The organism is Caulobacter segnis ATCC 21756 (assembly GCF_000092285.1).
Taxonomy (GTDB): domain Bacteria; phylum Pseudomonadota; class Alphaproteobacteria; order Caulobacterales; family Caulobacteraceae; genus Caulobacter; species Caulobacter segnis.
Window position 1 is genome coordinate 3,907,076 of the sequence record NC_014100.1, and the last position, 19,569, is coordinate 3,926,644.

A 19,569-nucleotide genomic window follows, 5' to 3' on the forward strand; every position below is an offset into this window, starting at 1 on the left:
CAGCCTCCGATGCTTTCACGCTTCTTCATCGACAGACCCATCTTCGCATGGGTCATCGCCATCGTGATCATGCTGGCCGGGGCGCTCGCCATCCGGACCCTGCCGATCGCGCAATATCCTGAAATCGCCCTGCCGCAGGTGGCGATCTCGGCCAACTATCCCGGCGCCTCGGCCAAGACCGTCGAGGACAGCGTCACCCAGGTCATCGAACAGAAGATGAAGGGCCTGGACGGCCTGGACTACATGTCGTCGACCAGCGACAGCTCGGGCTCGGCCACGGTGACCCTGACCTTCAAGGCCGGCACCGACATCGATATCGCCCAGGTGCAGGTCCAGAACAAGCTGCAGACCGCCACCGCCCTGCTGCCGCAGGAAGTGCAGCAGCAAGGCCTGACGGTCGCCAAGTCGGCCCGTAACTTCATGATGGTCGTGGGCCTCTATTCCGAGGATCCCAAGACCACGGGCACCGACCTGGCCGACTACCTGGCCTCGAACATCCAGGACCCGCTCAGCCGCGTCGACGGCGTCGGCGACATCCAGCTGTTCGGCGCGCAGTACGCCATGCGCATCTGGCTGGACCCGCAGAAGCTGGCCAGCTTCAGCCTGACCCCGGCCGACGTGTCGACCGCGATCAAGGCCCAGAACGCCCAGGTTTCGGCCGGCCAGATTGGCGGGACCCCGAACTTGCCGGGCACGGGCCTGAACGCCACCATCACCGCCCAGTCGCGCCTGCAGACGCCCGAGCAGTTCCGCCAGATCATCCTGAAGAACACCACCGGCGGCGCCACGGTGCGCCTCGCCGACGTGGCTCGCGTCGAACTGGGTTCGGAAAGCTACATCTCGACCGCCAAGTTCAACGGCCACCCGGCCGCCGGCATGGCCATCAAGCTGGCCCCCGGCGCCAACGCGCTGAACACCGCCGCGGCGGTGAAGGCCCGCATGGCCCAGCTCGAGAAGAACTTCCCGGCCAGCTACAAGTACGTCGTCCCCTATGACTCGACGCCGTTCGTGAAACTGTCGATCGAGGAAGTGGTCAAGACGCTGATCGAAGCCATCGTGCTGGTGTTCATCGTCATGTTCCTGTTCCTGCAGAACTGGCGCGCGACCCTGATCCCGACCATCGCCGTCCCGGTCGTCCTTCTGGGCACCTTCGGCGTGCTGGCGGCCTTCGGCTACTCGATCAACACGCTCACCATGTTCGGCCTGGTGCTGGCCATCGGCCTGCTGGTCGACGACGCCATCGTCGTGGTCGAAAACGTCGAGCGCGTGATGAGCGAGGAGGGCCTCTCGCCCAAGGAAGCCACCCGCAAGTCGATGAACGAGATCACCGGCGCCCTGATCGGCATCGCCCTGGTGCTGGCCGCGGTGTTCGTGCCGATGGCCTTCTTCGGCGGCTCGCAAGGCGTGATCTACCGCCAGTTCTCCATCACCATCGTCTCGGCCATGGGCCTGTCGGTGATCGTCGCCCTGGTCCTGACCCCGGCCCTCTGCGCCACCATGCTGAAGCCGGTCCGGGCCGGTCACCACGACGAGAAGACCGGCTTCTTCGGCTGGTTCAACCGCAGCTTCAACGACATGAGCGGCCGCTACCAAGGCGGCGTGCGCAAGATCCTGGGCAAGAGCGGTCGCTGGATGGCCATCTACGCCGCGATCATCGTCGCCATGGGCCTGCTGTTCGTCCGCCTGCCCAGCGCCTTCCTGCCGGAAGAGGATCAGGGCGTTATGTTCACGCTCGTCCAACTGCCCGCCGGCGCGACCGAGGAAAAGACCCTGGCCGTGCTGGACAAGGTGCGCGACCACTTCCTGGTCGGCGAGAAGGAGGCGGTCCAGTCGGTGTTCACCGTCTCGGGCTTCAGCTTCGCCGGCGCCGGCCAGAACGCGGGTCTCGCCTTCGTGCGCATGAAGGACTTCGAGCATCGCAAGGCCGCCAACTTGAAGGCCCAAGCCGTGGCCGGTCGCGCCATGGGCGCCTTCGGCGCTCAGTTCCGCGACGCCATGGTGTTCGCGGTCGTCCCGCCGGCCGTGTCGGAACTGGGCAACTCGTCCGGCTTCGACTTCCAGCTGCAGGACACGGGCGGCGTCGGTCACGAGACCCTGATGAACGCCCGCAACATGATGCTGGGCATGGCCGCTCAGGATCCGAACCTGGTCGGCGTGCGCCCGAACGGCCAGGACGACACCCCGCAGCTGAAGATCGAGGTCGACCAGGCCAAGGCCGGCGCGCTGGGCCTGACCACCGCCGACATCAACAGCGCGCTCAGCGCCGCCTGGGGCGGGTCGTACGTCAACGACTTCATCGATCGCGGCCGGGTCAAGAAGGTCTACATGCAGGCCGACGCGCCGTTCCGCATGACGCCGGAGGACCTGAACCGCTGGTACGTGCGCAACGACAGCGGCCAGATGGTGCCCTTCCCCGCCTTCGCCAGCGCGTCCTGGACCTACGGCTCGCCGCGCCTTGAGCGTTATAACGGCCTGTCGTCGGTGAACCTCCAGGGCTCGCCGGCCCCGGGCAAGAGCTCGGGCGACGCGATCGCGGCGATGGAGAAGATCGCCGCCAAGCTGCCGCCCGGCATCGGCTACGAGTGGACCGGCCTGTCGGCCCAGGAACTGGAAGCCGGCAACCAGGCGCCCGCCCTGTACGCCATCTCGATCCTGGTCGTGTTCCTGCTGCTGGCCGCCCTCTATGAGAGCTGGTCGATCCCGCTGGCGGTGATCATGGTCATCCCGCTCTGGGCGTGATCGGCGCGCTGCTGGCGACCTTCGCCCGCGGCCTCAGCAACGACATCTACTTCCAGGTGGGCCTGCTGACGACCATGGGCCTGGCGGCCAAGAACGCCATCCTGATCGTCGAGTTCGCCAAGGACCTCTACGAGAAGGGTATGGGCCTGATCGAGGCCACGCTGGAGGCCGTCCGCCTCCGCCTGCGCCCGATCATCATGACCTCGCTGGCCTTCGTCTTCGGCGTGCTGCCGCTGGCGATCTCCAACGGGGCCGGCTCCGGCGCCCAGCACGCGATCGGCACCGGCGTCATCGGCGGCATGATCTCGGCCACCCTCCTGGCGATCTTCTTCGTCCCGCTGTTCTTCGTGGTGGTCGAGAAGATCTTCAAACCCAAGCACCAAGGCCCAAGCTCAAACGGGCACGACGCGACGCCGACCCCTCAAGGCGACGCCCCGTCGACGGAGGCCCACTGATCATGTTCCGTAACCTCACCCTGATCCTGCTGGCCTCCACGGCGGTCAGCGCCTGCACCCTGGCGCCGAAGTACGAGCGCCCGGTGCTGCCGGTCGCCCAGACCTGGTCGACTCCGAAGGCCGAGCCGGCCGGCCAGGTCACGGCCGCCGATCTCGACTGGCGCCAGGTGCTGGTCGATCCGCGCCTGCAAGGCGTGGTCGACCTGGCCCTCAAGCAGAACCGCGACCTGCGCGTGGCGGTGCTGAACATCGAGAAGGCCCGGGCGACCTACGGCGTCCAGCGCGCCAACCTGTTCCCGGCGATCGACGGCGCGCTCAGCGGTAATCGCAGCCGCACGCCGGCCGGCGTCTCGCAGACCGGCCAGGCCATCGAGACCGAGACCTACAGCGCCACCATCGGCTTCACGGCCTATGAGCTGGACCTGTTCGGCCGGGTGCGTAGCCTGAACCAGCAGGCGCTGCAAAGCTTCTTCGCCACCGAAGAGACGGCGCGCTCCACCCGGATCAGCCTGATCGCCGAGACGGCCAACGCCTGGCTGACGCTGGCGGCCGACCAGGACCGCCTGGCCTTGGCCAGGAACACCCTGGCGGCCCGCGAGGAGTCCCTGGCCTTGACCCGTCGCCAGGTCGACGGCGGCGTCGGCTCGCTGCTGGATCTGCGCAACGCCGAGACCCTGGCCGAGAGCGCCCGCTCCGACATCGCCACCTACACCGCCCAGGTGGCCCAGGACCGCAACGCCCTGGTGCTGCTGGCGGGCGGCGAGGTGCCGGCCGAGCTGCTGCCCTCCGGCCAGGTCGAGACGGCGAAGATCCTGGCCGACCTGCCCGCGGGCCTGCCCTCCGACGTCCTGGCCCGCCGGCCGGACGTGCTGTCGGCCGAGCATAGCCTGCAGGGCGCCAACGCCAATATCGGCGCGGCGCGCGCGGCCTTCTTCCCGCGCATCAGCCTGACCGGCTCGACCGGCGCGACCAGCGGCGACCTCAACGACCTGTTCAAGAACGGAACCGGCAGCTGGAGCTTCACGCCCCAGATCAGCCTGCCGATCTTCGCGGGCGGGGCCAATGTCGCCGGCCTCGACAGCGCCAAGGCCAGCCGCGACATCGCCGTCGCGACCTACGAAAAGACCGTGCAGACGGCTTTCCGCGAGGTCTCCGACGCGCTGTCCGTTCGTCAGACGGTGTCGGACCGCCTGGCGGCCCAGGAGCGCCTGGTCGCCGCGGCCGCCGACAGCGAACGTCTGTCGCGGCAACGTCGCGACGCCGGCGTCGACAGCGCCCTAACTCTGCTCGACTCCCAGCGCACGCTGTACTCGGCCCAGCAGGGCCTGATCACCGCGCGCCTGGACCGGGCGACGAACCTGGTGACCCTCTACAAGACGCTCGGCGGCGGCGCGCCCGCCCGCTGAGCCTTCTCCAGCCTTCCCCGGTTCAGCCCCGGGGAAGTTCGCCGGCCATCATCCCCCCCCCGATGGTCGCGAACGGAAGGGGCGCGCTCCTCTCCCCCATTCCCGGGAGCCGCCCCTTCCCCCCTCTTTCTTCAGTAAATCCAAAGCGCCGAGCGGACCCAATTTGGGGACGGGTAAGCCATTTATTACTGTTTGGTAACCCTCTTAGGTTAACGTTTGCACGTTGAAGGTGTTTCCGCGCGTGCAGAAGCTAAGGCCGGAAGAGGATACCCATGACGACGAAAGCGAAGAACGATCAGACCACGAAACAGGCCGCCCAAGTGGCCGGCATCGTGCTCGCCAGCCTGCTGGCCCTGACGGCCATCGTCACCGCTGTGATCGCGCCCACCGACCTTTCCGACCGCCCGCTCTCGACCCAGACCCTCACCCCCTAGAGCCTCAGAGCGGCAACTGGACCGTGCTCTTGACCTCCTCGAGCACGGCGTAGGTGCGGGTCTCCCGCACGCCGGGCATCTTGACCAGGATGTCCCCCAGGAAGCCGCGATAGGCCTCCATATCCTTCACGCGGGCCTTGATCAGATAATCGAAGCCCCCGGCCACCATGTGGCACTCCAGCACCTCGGGCGCGCGCCGCACGGCGGCGGCGAAATCCTCGAAGGTCTCGCCCGTGGTCCGCTCCAGCACCACCTCCACGAAGATCAGCAGCGCCCGGTCGACCTTGGCCGGGTCCAGCAGCGCCGCGTAGCCGGTGATGTAGCCGCGCTCCTTCAGCCGCCGGACGCGGTCGAAGGTCGCCGCCGGCGAGAGGTTGCAGCGCTTGGCCAGCTCGGCGTTGGTGATGCGGCCATCGACCTGCAAAACCCTGAGTAGCCGGCGATCGGTGTCGTCTAGAGTGGAGATGGCCATAGTGCGTTTCCGCCGAAGAAGCTTCGAAAAATAGCGCTCATAAACGTAGCACCTTCGACAAACTTAGCGTTACACCCTCGATCGTTCCAGCCCACCCGCGCCACCCCCTCCTCCTCAGGGCGTCGGTGGGACGGCTTTGCCGTTCGGAACGTCGCGACGCTCGCCCCTCTCCCCCTAACCGGGCGTCGCGCTAGAGAGGAAGGGACGCAACCGTCTCCCCGACCGGCGTCCCTTCCTCCCTCCCCACTTCCAGCGCATCCTCACTTTACGCCGCCCGCATTCGCTGGAGCGGACGATCATTTTTGGCGCTCTAGCCGAAGCCCCATCGGCCTGAGCGATCAACAAACGAAGCACCTTTGGCGGAAGTCGCGTTAGACCGACGATATTCTAACTTCAGGGAACGCCATGCCCGCGATGAACTGGGATAGCCTCGACGACGGCAAGTATCGTGACGAAGCCGCCGTGATCGCCGACCTGCTGGCCTCGACGCCGCTCTCCAGCGAAGACCGCGCCGCCGTCCGCGCCGAGGCCGAAGCGCTTGTGCGCGGCGCCCGCCGCAGCGTCCGCAAACAGGGCGTGGTCGAAAGCTTCCTGCAGGAATTCTCGCTCGGCACCCGCGAGGGCCTGGCTCTGATGTGCCTGGCCGAGGCGCTGCTGCGCACGCCCGACGACGACACCCGTGACAAGCTGATCGCCGAAAAGATCGGTTCGGCCGACTGGGCCAGTCACCTGGGCGGCTCCGACAGCCTGTTCGTCAACGCCTCGACCTGGGGCCTGATGCTGACCGGCAAGATCGTCGAGCCCGACGACGAGGCCCGCAACGACATGCCCGGCTTCATCAAGAAGCTGGCCGGGCGCCTGGGCGAGCCGGTGATCCGCGCCGCGGTCGGCCAGGCCATCCGCATCATGGGCGAGCAATTCGTCCTGGGTCGCACGATCGAGGCCGCCATCAAGCGCGCGGCGAACGAGGACACCATGTGCTCGTTCGACATGCTGGGCGAAGGCGCCCGCACCGCCGCCGACGCCGAACGCTACGAAAAGGCCTATGCCGACGCGATCACCACCGTCGGCAAGCTGTCGAACGGCGCCGGTCCCGAGAAGGGCCACGGCGTCTCGGTCAAGCTGTCGGCCCTGTGCCCGCGTTACGAGGCCACGCACGAGGACCGCGTGTGGGAGGAGCTCTATCCGCGCACCCTGCGCCTGGCCGTGATCGCCGCGCGCTACAACATCAACTTCACGATCGACGCCGAGGAGGCCGATCGCCTGGCCCTGTCGCTGAAGCTGCTGGACAAGCTGTGCCGCGAGCCGGAGCTCGCCGGCTGGACAGGCCTCGGCCTCGCCGTCCAGGCCTATCAGAAGCGCTGCGGCGAGGTGATCGCCCGCCTGCGCGCCCTCTCCGAGGAAACCGGCCGCCGCCTGATGGTCCGCCTGGTCAAGGGTGCCTACTGGGACAGCGAGATCAAGCGCGCCCAGGTCGCCGGCCGTCCGGACTATCCGGTCTATACGACCAAGCCGGCCACGGACCTGTCGTACCTGGTCAACGCCAGGGCGCTGATCGACGCCGCGCCGGGCCTCTACGCCCAGTTCGCCACCCACAACGCCCACACCCTGGCCGCCGTCGTGCGCATGGCCAAGAACGCCGGCGTGCGCATCGAGCACCAGCGCCTGCACGGCATGGGCGAGGCGCTCTACAAGGCCGCCGACGATCTCTATGACGGCATCACCCTGCGGGCCTACGCGCCCGTCGGCGGTCACGAGGACCTGCTGCCCTACCTGGTCCGCCGCCTGCTCGAGAACGGCGCCAACACCTCGTTCGTCCACGCCCTGCTGGAGACGAGCGGGTGCCGGTCGAGAAGGTCGTCACCGACCCGATCGACACCGTCGAGGCCCACCCCGACCGCCACGCCAAGATCCCGACGCCGATCGAGGTCTATGGCCCGCGCCGCCAGAACAGCGCCGGCCTTGATTTGTCCGTGAAGGCCGATCGCGAGCGTCTGGCCACGGCCGTCGCGGCGATCGACGCCGAAACCCTGTCGGCCGGTCCACTAGTCGGCGGCAAGCTGGCCGTCGGGACTCCGCCCCTGCCGGTGGTCGCCCCCGCCGACGACAACCGCGTGGTCGGCGCGGTGTCCGAAGCCCAGCTGCCGCAGATCGACGAGGCCTTCCGCCTGGCCCGCGCCGCGCAGCCGGCCTGGGATCGCGCCGGCGGCGCCGCTCGCGCCCAGGTGCTGCGCGCTATGGCCGACGCTCTTGAGACCAACATCGAGCGCCTGATCGCCATCCTGGCCCGCGAGGCCGGCAAGACGCTCAGCGACGGGATCGCCGAGGTCCGCGAGGCCGTCGACTTCTGCCGCTACTACGCCGTGCTGGCCGAGGACCAATTCGGCGCGGGCGAGATCCTCAAGGGCCCGGTCGGCGAGACCAACAGCCTGCGTCTCGCCGGGCGCGGCGTCTTCGTCTGCATCAGCCCCTGGAACTTCCCGCTGGCGATCTTCACCGGCCAGATCGCGGCCGCCCTGGCCGCCGGCAACGCCGTCCTGGCCAAGCCCGCCGAGCAGACCCCGCTGATCGCCTACGAGGCCGTGAAGCTCTATCACGCCGCCGGCCTGGACCCGCGCCTGCTGGCCCTGCTGCCGGGTCGCGGCGAGACCGTCGGCGCGGCCCTCACCGCCCACGAGGGCCTGGATGGCGTCGCCTTCACCGGCGGCACCGACACGGCCTGGCGGATCAACCAGACCCTCGCCCAGCGCCAGGGCCCGATCGTCCCGTTCATCGCCGAGACCGGCGGCCTCAACGGCATGTTCGTCGACACGACGGCCCAGCGCGAGCAGGTGATCGACGACGTCATCGTCAGCGCCTTCGGCTCGGCCGGCCAGCGGTGCTCGGCGCTGCGCCTGCTGTTCCTGCCGTACGACACCGCCGACCACATCATCGACGGCCTGACGGGCGCCATGGACGCCCTGGTCCTGGGCGATCCGGCCCTGGCCGTCACCGACGTCGGCCCGGTCATCGACGCCGAGGCCAAGACGGCCCTCGACAAGCACCTGGAGCGCCTGAAGCGCGAAGCCAAGGTGCTGCACGCCCTGGTCGCCCCCGAGGGTGGGACCTTCTTCGCGCCGGTCCTGGCCGAGATCCCCGCCGCCGACTTCCTGGAGCGCGAGGTGTTCGGCCCCGTGCTGCACGTGGTCCGCTACAAGCCCGAGGACCTCGAGCAGGTCGCCGGCGCCCTGGCGGCCCGCCGCTATGGCCTGACCCTGGGGATCCATTCCCGGATCGAGAGCTTCGCGGCCGACGTCCAACGCCTGGTCCCGGCCGGCAACGCCTATGTCAACCGCTCGATGACCGGCGCGGTCGTCGGCGTCCAGCCGTTCGGCGGCGAAGGCCTGTCGGGCACCGGCCCCAAGGCCGGCGGTCCCCACGCCCTGCTGCGCTTCGCCGTGGAGCGCGCGCTCAGCGTCAACATCACCGCCCAGGGCGGCGACCCGGCGCTGCTGAACCTGTAAGACCAGGGCGCGCTTCACAACCGCGACGCGCGCGGCCTAAGCTTCCCTCGACTTCAGGGGGAGCCTCGACATATGCGCCTGTCGCGCCGTGATCTCATTCTGGCCGCCGCCCTGCCCGCGCTTGGGGCGGCGGCCAGGCCCGCCGTTCCACCGAAGGGCTTCGTCACTGTCCAGAGGGGCAAGCTGGCGCTCGACGGCAAGCCCTACCGCTTCGCCGGCGCGAACCTCTGGTACGGCGCCTGGCTGGGCGCGCCGGCCGACTTCGGCGACGTCGAGCGGCTGAGGCGCGAGCTGGATCGGCTGAAGGCCCTGGGCGTCACCAACCTGCGAGTGTTGGGCGCGGGCGAGCGCTCCCCGGCCAAGGCCGCCGTCTCGCCCACGTTCCAGGAGGAGCCCGGCGTCTATCGCCAGGACCTGCTGAAGGGCCTCGACGTCCTGCTGGCCGAGATGGCCAGGCGGGACATGAAAGCGGTCGTCTACGTCAACAACTTCTGGGACTGGTCGGGCGGCATGCCGGCCTATCTGAACTGGGTCGGAAGCGGCCCCTGGTTCCAGCAGGGCGACCCAAACCATCCGTGGCCGGAATATCCAGACTACGCCGCCCGGTTCTACGGCGACGCCAAGGCCAACGCCCTCTTCCTGCGCTATCTGCGCGGGCTGATCGGCCGGGTGAACACCGTCACCGGCGAGCCCTATCGCGATGATCCGACCATCATGGCCTGGCAGCTGGCCAACGAGCCTCGCCCGGGCGGCACGGCGGTGTTTGGCGCGCGCAACATGCCCGTCTTTCAGCAGTGGGTCCGCGACACCTCCAAGCTGATCAAGACGTTGGACCCGGGCCATCTCGTCTGCACGGGCAGCGAAGGCCTGAAGGGCTGCCTGGAGAGCGAGGCCTGCGTGCTCGATGCTCACCGGCCCGACACCATCGACTACGTGACCGCCCACGTCTGGCCCAACAACTGGGGCTGGATCGATCCTAAGAACCAGCCGGCGACCTATGAGGCCGGCGAGGCGCGCTGCCGCGACTATGTCACGCGCCACATCGCCATCGCCCGCCAGTTGGGCAAGCCGCTGGTTATCGAGGAGTTCGGCCTGATCCGCGAGGCCCGGGCCTTCGCCCCCGGCTCGGCCACGGCCGACAAAGACCGCTTCTACCGGACGATCTACGGCCTGGCGCTGGAGGACATGAAGGCCGGCGGTCCGACGGCGGGGACCAACTTCTGGGCCTGGAACGGCGAAGGCCGCGCCCAACATCCGGACGCCTGGTTCGCGGCCGGCGACAAAAGCTTCGTCGGCGATCCGCCGCAGGAGGAGCAGGGCCTCTACGGCGTCTTCGACACCGACGCCTCGACCCTCGCCGTGATCGCCGAGCACGCAGCGGCGGTGAAGGCGCTCTAGCGCCCCGCCGTCACCTGCGCCACCGCCGCCGGCAGGCGCATCGCTAGACGGCGGGCCTTCAGGGCCGGACCATCCGTGTTGCGGAAACCGACCAGCACGTCGGGCTCGACGCCGCCGATCTCGTTCGAACCATCAGCGCGCAGACGCAGGCAGTCAGGCAGCGACAGGCGACCGCCGCTGTTCCTGAGCACCACCGGGCCCAGACCCGTCGCATGACCACACCCCGCGCCCAGGGTCGGAGAGCCCATGATCACCCCGGCCTTGTTGTCCTGGATGATGGCGGCGAACTCCTCCGAGGCGCTGGCGGATTTACCGTCGACCAGCACGATCAGCGGCCCGGACCAGACGCCCTCGCGCCACGACCACTTGGCGGGCTGGAACACCGACTGCCCCCAGGCCTTGTCCGCCAGGGCGACCGGATCGCCCGAGGCGCGGACGCCGCTGCCGTAACCGGCGTCGATCAGAAGCGGACAGGCCGTGTCGGTCGCCGGATCGCAAACCCGGCGGGCCTCCGCGGCGCGGGTGCGCAGGTCGGCGGCCTCGCGCAGCAGGGCCGCCTTCGCCGCGCCCTTCTCCCCGCCGATATTGGCCTCGATGTCCTGGGCCAGGCTCTCCAGGCTCTCGGCGGCGAGAGGTGAGCGCACATAGCGGACCGGAGCGCTCTTCAGGCGTAGCGGGCTCAGCTGACGCACGGCGACCTCGGCCCATTCGCGACCCCCGCCGTTGCCGGCCAGATCGACCATCAGCACCTGGGCCCCGGCCGCCTTCATCGCCTCCAGCCGGGCGGCGAAGCGGTCGCTCATCAGCTGATACATGTGCTGGTCGAGGCGGCGCGAGCAGTCGCCCTCACAAGGCTTGTCGAGAGGATATTTGAGCTCGGCGGCGGCGGCCTCGCAGACCACGCGATCGGCCATGAAGAGCACGATCTGCACGACTCCGACCTTGCGGCCCTCGACGGTGACGATCCCCCCCGGGAACTCGCGAGCGCCCTCGCCCGTATCCAGCGGCGTCCAGCCGGGCAGGCCCGAGGCGACCGGCGGCCGCTGGCGCTGGGGTCGGATGTCCGCGCACGGCGGCGCGGCGACCGATGGCCCCGAGGCCGCAGGCGCCGCCACAACGGGGCTCCAGTCGACCTGTACGTGGCCGTCGGCGAGGCTGGCCAGAGCGCGGTCGAGCAAGGCCTTGGCCTCGACGTCCGACTTGGCCTTCTCCAGCCCACCCTCGACCGCCCGGAAGGCCGCGTCGAGATCCATGCCCCGATCCCCGGTCAGCCAGCCGACATTGGGATAGCGAGACCCCAGGGCCGCGCGGATCTGGCGGGCGTCCTCGATCCAGGGCTTGGAGTCGTAGGCGAAGGCGGGCCAAGCCGCGCCGCAGAGGGCCAGGACCAGGACGGCGGTGCGCAGACGCTGAAACATAACGACGTTATCCCCCACGAGCTTTCCTCGCCTCCTAGTCGGGCAAACCGCGGGGAGCACGTTAAAAGGCCGTAAGACGCGTGCGACCTGTGGATTGCCACCGGTGTCACATGCTACCGCTGGCGCGAAGCTCGCCAGAAGCCGCCGGAGGAAACTCGATGGACGCCACCCGCCGCACCCTGATCACCGGCGCCGCCGCGCTGGCCGCCTACGCCGCGTTGCCCAGCGCCGGCTTCACGGCCGAGAAGCGCTCGCCCGTGGTCAAGACCACCCACGGCAAGGTGCGCGGCTATGTCGACAGCGAGGTCAGCGTCTTCAAGGGCCTGCGCTATGGCGCCGACACTGGCGGCGCGCGGCGGTTCATGCCGCCGGTCAAGCCCGAGCCCTGGACCGACGTCAAGGACGCCCTCACCTACGGCGCGGCCTCGATGCAGAGCGGCAAGGGCGAAGAGGGCGAGACGCTCTCGGAAGACTGCCTGTTCCTGAACGTCTGGACGCCGGCCAAGCCTGGGAAGGCCGGCCTCGCCGACGGCGGCAAACGTCCGGTGATGTTCTACATCCACGGCGGCGCCTACAACGGCGGCTCGGGCGCCAGCCCCTGGTACGAGGGGACCAAGCTGGCCAGGCGCGGCGACGTCGTGGTGGTGACGGTGAACCACCGCCTGAACGCCTTTGGCTACCTCTATCTGGCCCGCCTGTTCAACGACCCGTCGGTCGCCGACAGCGGCAACGCCGGCCAACTGGACCTGGTGCTGGCGCTGCAGTGGGTGCGCGACAACATCGCCGCGTTCGGCGGCGATCCGGAGCGGGTGATGCTGTTTGGCCAGTCGGGCGGCGGCGCCAAGATCGCCACCCTGATGGGCATGCCCGCGGCCAAGGGCCTGTTCCACCGCGCCGCCACCATGAGCGGCCAGCAGGTCACCGTTGGCGGCCCGTTCAACGCCACCCGGCGCGCCAAGGCCTTCCTCGACAAGCTGGGCGTGACGGACCTGGCGGCCCTGCGCGCCCTGTCCGCCCAGGACATGCTGGCTGGCCTGAAGGCCGTCGACCCAATCGCCGCCTCGGGCGGGGTCTATATGGGTCCGGTGCTGGACGAGCGGTCGCTGACGCGCCACCCGTTCTTCCCCGACGCCACGCCCGAGGGTCTGTCGGTCCCGATGATGTGCGGCAACACCCACGACGAGACCAAGGGCTTCATCGGCTGGGACGCAAAGGCCTTCCCCCAGACCTGGGACGAGGTGATCGCCAGGCTGCCGGGTCAGTTCAACGCCCGCATCGACATCGATCCCGAGACGGTGGTGGCCTTCTACCGCCAGACCTATCCGACCTATTCGCCGGCCGACGTCTATTTCGCCGCCTCGACCGCCGGGCGCTCGTGGAAGGCCGCGATCATCCAGGCCGAGGAGCGGGCCCGATCGGGCGCTCCGGCCTATGTCTATCAAGTGGACTGGAAGTCGCCGATCCAGGGCGGGATCTTCGGCGCGCCGCACACCATCGACATCGGCCTGGTGTTCGGCACGCTGGACGCCAAGGGCTCAATCGTCGGGACGGGACCGGAGTCGGTCGCCATGTCGAACACGATGAGCGACGCCTTCATCGCCTTCGCCCGCGGCGGCGATCCGAACGGCGGAAGCCTGCCGAAGTGGGAGCCCTACACCCTGCCCCGCCGCCAGACGATGGTGTTCGACAACACGTCGCGCATGGCCGACGACCCGCGCGGCGCAGAGCGCCAGTTCTTCAACCGCGTGCCGTTCACCCAGTTCGGGACCTGAGTTCTAGGCAAAGAAAAAGGGCGAGCCCGAAGGCTCGCCCCAGATGCAGCCGGCGCGAACGCCGCCGCTTTATCCGTCTTAGCGGAACAGGCTCAGGATCGACGAGCTCGAAGAGTTCGCGATCGACAGCGCCTGGATGCCCAGCTGTTGCTTGGTTTGCAGCGACTGCAGCTTGGCGCTTTCCTTGGCCAGGTCGGCGTCCACCAGGTTGCCAACGCCGGCGTCCAGGCTGTCTTGCAGCTTGCCGATGAAGGTCAGGTGGGTGTCGAGGCCCGTCGAAGCCGTGCCGAGGGCGGCCAGCTTGTTGGTGGCCGTGCCGATGGCGCTGTCGACCTTGGCGATCATGGCCTTGGCTTCGGTCGCGGTGGTGAAGGCCGCGGCCGCGGCCGTCGTCAGGGCCAGGCCGCCCAGGCTCAGGGTCTGGGCGCTGACAGTCAGGCCCGAACCATCCGAGTTGGCCAGGAACGTCATGCTGGCGACAGAGCCGGTGGCCAGGCTGGCGCCGTTGAACTTGGAGTTCGTGGCGGCCTTGGTGATCTGCTTCCGCAGCGATTCAAAGTCCGACTTCAGAGCGTTGAACGAGGCGGTGTTCAGCGAAGAGTCGGAAGCGGCCAGGGCCTTTTCCTTCATCTTGCCGAGCAGGTCGGTGATCGTGTCGCCGGCGGCGAGAGCCACGTCGATGGTGGACTGACCGCGTTGCAGCGAGTCCTTCACCGAATTCAGGCTGCTGGCGGTGGCCGACTGCGTCTTGGCCATGGCCCAGATCGCGCCGTTGTCCTTGGCGGTGGCAACTTTCTTACCGGTATTGATGCGCTGTTGGACGGTGCCCAGTTCGGAATTCGTCGCGTTCAGGTTTTGCAGGGCGATAAGGGCCCCAGAGTTCGTGTTGATGCTGTTCAGCGCCATAACGAAACAACTCCTATTCGAGGTGTTCCGGCGTCCTTTTGACGGCCGGTGGGCGTTTTACCCACGGCAAGTATCCGATAGTGTGATTTCTATTTCGTTTAAGAAACACAGATGTACTATTAACATAGCGATCTATTATATTAATCATTAAGATCGAATTTACTTAATCTAGATATAGGTTTTTATAGAATATGTCTCAGAATGAGACACGGCCCGGCGAATTGCACATGGCTATATTAATTTCGATTCAGGGTATCAGCCCGCCACGGACTCGGGAGCGGCTGGTGGAACGCGGCGCGAGCGACACGGCCTGGCCGCCGCGCGGATGCGCGTAACGAAGACCAGCGCCTTCCAGGCGTCCGACAGGAAACGAAGACGACGACGCATCGAAAGAGGCTCCTTGCCTCCTTCCAACGAAGGAAAGACCGACAGGCTCCCTGACCGGCGCCGCTATTTCCGCCGCGTGACCACCACCGGCGCGCCCGCATAGTCGATCGTGGCGTCGGCCACGTCGAAGTCTGCGGACTTCACCCCGGGCCCGACGAAGCGAACCTTGAACGCTCGTCTATCGACCATGCCGTCGTAGCGCCCCGACCGGGGGCCGATGGTCAAGCGGCCCGCGGCGTGGTCATAGCTGACCGGAATGCGGCTATAGGCGCCGCGCTGATAGGCCGTTGACAGGCCATCGTCCTCGTAGAGCTCGAACCGGCCGTCCGCACCCGTGTAGACGAGCAAGGTGATCGGCGCGTCGGGCTTTTCGCCGATAAACTGCTGGACCTCGGTCGTCGGCACGATTGACCCGGCCTTGACGAACAGCGGCATGCGCGAGAGCGGCGCGTGGGCCGTGATCGTCTGGCCGCCGGCGTGGCGCTGGCCGGTCTCGAAGTCGTACCAGGACGTCCCCGCCGGCAGATAGACCTCCCGCGACCGCGCCTGGAAGCGGGTCACCGGCGCGACCAGGAAGGCCGGGCCGTAGAGGTACTCGTCGTCGACGTTCCGCGCCTTCAGGTCGTCCGGGAAGTCCATGACCAGGCCGCGCATGATCCCGCCGTCGCGGTGATAGGTCTCGCCCGCCAGGGTCAGGGTGTAGGGCATGAGCCGGTACCGGAGCGCGTCGTACCAGGCCAGGCTCTGGTAGACCTCGGTCCCGTCCTCGGCGAGGTTGTAGATCTCGCGGTACGGGAACTCGCCGTGGCTTCGGAACAGGGGCGAGAAGGCGCCGAACTGGAACCAGCGCAGGTTCAGCTCTCGCCACTCGGCCTTATGGGCCGGCTCCTGGTTGGTATAGCGATCCTCGACCGAGAAGCCGCCGATGTCGGTGGTCCAGTTGGGCACGCCCGACATCGACAGGTTCACCCCCGCCGAGATCTGGTCGCGGAAATCGTCCCAGCGGGCGACCACGTCACCGCTCCACAACGCCACGCCGTGACGCTGGATGCCGCCGAAGCCCGAACGCGACAGGATGAAGCCGCGCTTGTTGGGATCAAGCTCACGCTCGCCCTCGAACACGCCTTGGGTGTGAATCAGCGGATAGGAATTGAAGAACTCGGCGCCCGGCCCCAGCGCCGTCGGCCCCATGCGAAGGGTGCGCTCGGGAACGTCGAGGTTGGAGTGCATGTCCGGCTCGTCGCTGTCCATCCACCAGGCGTCGACGCCGTAGCGCTTTAGGCTGTCCTTGACCTGGCGCCAGTAGATGTCACGCGCTTCCTTGGCGTACGGGTCGTAGAACGAATTGGCGTAGCCTGGCCCCACCCAGTCGACCGCGCCCTGCTCGATGTTGCGCTTGTACATGAAGCCCTTGGCGTCGAGCGCCTTGAAGTGGTCGGTCCACGGATAGAACTTGGGCCAGATCGAGATCATGAAATGGCCGTTCATCCCGTGGATGTCGTCCAGCATCTTCTGGGGATCGGGGAAGCGCGTCTCGTCGAACTTGTGGCTGCCCCACTGGTCGTCCTTCCAGTAGCGCCAGTCCATCACGACATTGTCGATCGGCAGCTTGCGGGCGCGGTACTCCTTGAGCACGCCGACGATCTGGTCCTGGGTCTCGTAGCGCTGGCGGCTCTGCCAGAAGCCGTAGGCCCAGCGCGGCAGAGCCTCCGCCTTGCCGGTCAGCTGACGGTAGCCCGAGACCACCTGGTCGAGGTTCTCGCCGGAGACGAAATAGTAGTCGACCGCGTGGGCGACGTCCGAGGTCAGGGTCAGCGACTTCTGCTGGGCGGCGGGCAACGGGTCGTTGTGCAGCAGGGCGATGTAACCGTCCTCGGGCGTCCACTCGATCCGCACCTTGTGGCGGGTCCCGGCCTTCATCGGGGCCGTGAAGTTGTGGAACCACGGGTTCCAGTTCTGCCGCCAGCGGTCGATCTTCAACTGACCGTCCACCCAAAGCTTGGCGTAGCTGGACGAGTACAGCTGGAACTTCTGGACGCCGCTGGTCCTGGGTTCGACATAGCCCTCCCAGACCACACTGGCGCCCTTGAGCGGCTTCTTGTCGGCGCCCGTCAGCTCGCTCGGCCAGTTCGGCAGGTCCTTCAGGTACTGGTAGTTCACGTCCGCCTCGACGCGGGTCAGCTTCAACTGGCCGTTCACGGAGTACTTGGCGGTGAAGCCGCCCGGCTTGCCGGCCGCGTCGAAGATCTTCAGGTCGCGCGAGGCCAGGGCGTAGGGCTTCGGGTCGCCGAAGCGGGTGATGCCATTGTTGTCCCAGAGCACCCCGTAGTTGCGGGTCGACAGCACGAACGGGATGGCGATGGCGCGATTGTACTGGGCCAGCTCGACGTCCTGGCCGTTGTAGTTCATCTGGCCGTTCTGGTGCTGCCCCAGGCCATAGAAGCCCTCGTCGGTGCTCGGGTTGAACCGTTGGCTGACCGCGTAGAAGCCCTTGCCGTCGATGGTCAGCGGCTTGAAGGCCGAGCGTCCCTGCTCGGTCAGGACGGTCTTGCCCGAAGCGTCCTTGAACGAGACCGCGCCGTCCTTCAGCGCCACCTCGGCCGTGGCCTGACCCGCCTTCAGCACGACCTTGCCGCCCGCCTCGGACACGGTGAAGCCCGAGGTCTTCGGCGTGGCGACGACCATCAGGCTGGGCGGGACGTTGATCTCATCGGTCGGAGAGGCGGTGACGCGGATGATCCGGTCGCCCATCACCTGCAGGCGGATCGTCTTGGCCGGCCCCGCCGCGGGCGTGACGATCACCCCGTCGGCGGTCTTCGCGAAGCCGCCGTCCAGGGCCAGGGCCGAGCTCGAGGCCATCAAGGCCGCCACGGAAACCGCCACCGCCAAACGCCGAGCGCCCATCCCCATTCTCCCTCGTCGCGCCTTGATAGCGCTATCAGTCGTTCGGAAGACACTCGCCGCCCGGCGACGTCTTGGCCAGACCCCTGATGGTCGTAACCAGGTCGATTGCACCGCGGGATATTGTACTATAAATCCTCCCGACATCGGGCCACCCAAAGGCCTGGCTAGGGACGATCATGAGCGACGGGAACACAGGACGGCGACGCGCGACGGCGAAGGTCGAGGCCTGATGGACCAGGATATCGTGATCGTCGGCGACTGGGGCACCTCCCGCCTCCGGCTCTGGCTGCGCCAAGGCAAGAGCGTCATCCATCGCCGCGACGGGCCGGGCGTCTCGGCCCTGACCGACACCCCCGAAAAGACCTTCCTCGACCTGGTCGGCGACTGGCGCGAGGCCAAGCCCGCGGGCGCGATCCTGTGCGGCATGGTCGGCTCCAGCATCGGCTGGACCCTGGCCCCCTACGCCCCCTGCCCGGCCGATCCGGCGGCGATCGCCGAACGCACGATCCGGCTCGAGGCCGACGGCCTGCCGGTGACCCTGGCGCCTGGCCTCTCCTGCGTGAACCCGCTGGGCGGTCCCGACGTGATGCGCGGCGAGGAGACCCAGGTCTTCGGCGCCCTGTCCCTGAACCCCGCCCTGCAGACCGGTCGCCATCTGCTGGTCCTGCCCGGCACCCACAACAAGTGGACCGTGGTCGAGGACGGCAAGGTCACCGGCTTCGTCACCGCGCCGGTCGGCGAGACCTTCGCCTTGCTGAAGAAGCATTCGACCCTCGCGGCCGGCGGCGGAGGCCAGGCCGACGGCTCGCCAGAGGGCTTCGCGCTGGGCCTCTCGCGCATCGCCGAGCATGGCGCCGCGCGCCTGACCCACCTGATGTTCGAGACCCGCGCTCGCCAATTGCTGGACGGCATGAGCCCCGCCGACGCCATGGGCTATCTGTCGGGCCTGCTGATCGGCGCGGACGTCGCGGCCGCTCGCGACTGGTTCGGACCGATGGACGCCGTGACCGTGATCGGCGCGGGCGCCCTCAGCGACCTCTATGTCCAGGCCCTGGCCAAGATCGAGGTCGGCGCGTCCGTCGTCGATGGCGACGCGGCCGTCCTCGCCGGCCTTTCGGCGATCTCCAGATCTCAAGAGAAGTGAAGCTTATGACCAACGCCGCCCCGCCCCCCATCGTGGCCATCCTGCGCGGCGTCAAGCCGACCGAGATCGTCGACATCGCCGCCGCCCTGGTCGCGGCCGGGATCAAGGGCATCGAGGTGCCGATGAACTCGCCCGATCCGCTGGAGAGCATCGGCAAGCTGTGCGACGCCTTCGGCGACCAGGCGCTGTGCGGCGCCGGCACGGTGCTGGCGCCCGAGGTCGTCGACCAGGTCGCCGGCGTCGGCGGCAAGCTGATCGTCACGCCCAACACCGACGCCGCCGTGATCGCTCGCGCGGTCGAACTGGGCCTGACCGCCATGCCGGGCTTCGCGACGCCGTCGGAGGCCTTCGTGGCCGTCAAGGCCGGCGCCAAGGCGCTGAAGCTCTATCCGGCCAGCTCGTTCGGTCCCGGCCACATCAAGGCGGTCAAGGACGTGCTGCCCAAGGACATTCTCGTCTACGCGGTCGGCGGCGTCGGCGCGGGCAATCTCGAGCCCTGGCGCGCGGCGGGCGTCGCCGGCCTCGGGGTCGGGGGCGACCTCTACCGGCCGGGCTACACGGCCCAGGAGGTCGGCGAGCGGGCCGCCGCCCTGGTCGCGGCCTGGAACGCCTGACACCGACAAGAGCAATA

11 protein-coding genes and 2 pseudogenes are annotated in these 19,569 nt (G+C 68.1%); 8 read left to right on the forward strand and 5 right to left on the reverse strand.

What is annotated here, in order from left to right:
- Positions 1-9: 9 nt before the first annotated feature.
- The 3 genes and pseudogenes from CSEG_RS17895 to CSEG_RS22725 all read left to right on the forward strand — a co-directional run bounded on the left by CSEG_RS17895 (position 10) and on the right by CSEG_RS22725 (position 5,034).
- Positions 10-3,194, forward strand: a pseudogene (locus tag CSEG_RS17895) (efflux RND transporter permease subunit).
- 2 nt (positions 3,195-3,196) lie between these two features.
- Positions 3,197-4,600, forward strand: coding sequence for an efflux transporter outer membrane subunit (locus CSEG_RS17900; RefSeq protein ID WP_013080640.1), 1,404 nt, complete (start codon positions 3,197-3,199; stop codon positions 4,598-4,600).
- A gap of 272 nt (positions 4,601-4,872) precedes the next feature.
- Positions 4,873-5,034 carry a hypothetical protein gene (locus CSEG_RS22725; RefSeq protein ID WP_013080641.1) on the forward strand — a complete coding sequence of 54 codons (162 nt, stop codon included), beginning with the start codon at positions 4,873-4,875 and terminating at the stop codon, positions 5,032-5,034.
- A 4-nt stretch (positions 5,035-5,038) separates the two neighbouring features.
- Here CSEG_RS22725 and CSEG_RS17905 read toward each other — a convergent pair whose 3' ends face one another.
- Positions 5,039-5,506 carry an Lrp/AsnC ligand binding domain-containing protein gene (locus CSEG_RS17905; RefSeq protein ID WP_013080642.1) on the reverse strand — a complete coding sequence of 156 codons (468 nt, stop codon included), beginning with the start codon at positions 5,504-5,506 and terminating at the stop codon, positions 5,039-5,041.
- A gap of 414 nt (positions 5,507-5,920) precedes the next feature.
- Here CSEG_RS17905 and putA point away from each other — a divergent pair.
- Positions 5,921-9,009 (forward strand): annotated as a pseudogene (gene putA / locus CSEG_RS17910) (bifunctional proline dehydrogenase/L-glutamate gamma-semialdehyde dehydrogenase PutA).
- Between the two features lie 72 nt (positions 9,010-9,081).
- Complete coding sequence (locus CSEG_RS17915) at positions 9,082-10,407, forward strand: glycoside hydrolase 5 family protein (protein ID WP_013080643.1); 1,326 nt, start codon at positions 9,082-9,084, stop codon at positions 10,405-10,407.
- Here CSEG_RS17915 and CSEG_RS17920 read toward each other — a convergent pair.
- Positions 10,404-11,825: a S41 family peptidase gene (locus tag CSEG_RS17920; RefSeq protein WP_041538364.1), complete on the reverse strand. Its 1,422-nt coding sequence runs from the start codon at positions 11,823-11,825 to the stop codon at positions 10,404-10,406. The two genes, CSEG_RS17915 and CSEG_RS17920, sit on opposite strands and share 4 nt — an antisense overlap.
- 158 nt (positions 11,826-11,983) lie before the next feature.
- Between CSEG_RS17920 and CSEG_RS17925 the strand changes: the two genes are divergently transcribed.
- Positions 11,984-13,597 (forward strand): carboxylesterase/lipase family protein, encoded by a 1,614-nt coding sequence (locus CSEG_RS17925; protein ID WP_013080645.1) that lies wholly within the window; start codon positions 11,984-11,986, stop codon positions 13,595-13,597.
- 78 nt (positions 13,598-13,675) lie between these two features.
- Here CSEG_RS17925 and CSEG_RS17930 read toward each other — a convergent pair whose 3' ends face one another.
- The 3 genes from CSEG_RS17930 to CSEG_RS17935 form a co-directional block, all read right to left on the reverse strand.
- The gene (locus CSEG_RS17930) at positions 13,676-14,503 is read right to left on the reverse strand and encodes a flagellin (protein ID WP_013080646.1); all 828 of its coding nucleotides are present in this window, start codon (positions 14,501-14,503) and stop codon (positions 13,676-13,678) included.
- A 255-nt stretch (positions 14,504-14,758) separates the two neighbouring features.
- The gene (locus CSEG_RS23595) at positions 14,759-14,890 is read right to left on the reverse strand and encodes a hypothetical protein (protein WP_265416127.1); all 132 of its coding nucleotides are present in this window, start codon (positions 14,888-14,890) and stop codon (positions 14,759-14,761) included.
- A gap of 63 nt (positions 14,891-14,953) precedes the next feature.
- Positions 14,954-17,794 (reverse strand): glycoside hydrolase family 31 protein, encoded by a 2,841-nt coding sequence (locus CSEG_RS17935; protein WP_013080647.1) that lies wholly within the window; start codon positions 17,792-17,794, stop codon positions 14,954-14,956.
- 229 nt (positions 17,795-18,023) lie between these two features.
- On the opposite strand from CSEG_RS17935, the gene CSEG_RS17940 reads away from it, so the two are divergent.
- Entirely contained in the window at positions 18,024-18,938 is a 915-nt protein-coding gene (locus tag CSEG_RS17940) for a 2-dehydro-3-deoxygalactonokinase (protein WP_013080648.1), read from the forward strand.
- 5 nt (positions 18,939-18,943) lie between these two features.
- Positions 18,944-19,552, forward strand: coding sequence for a 2-dehydro-3-deoxy-6-phosphogalactonate aldolase (locus CSEG_RS17945; RefSeq protein ID WP_013080649.1), 609 nt, complete (start codon positions 18,944-18,946; stop codon positions 19,550-19,552).
- Positions 19,553-19,569: the final 17 nt, after the last annotated feature.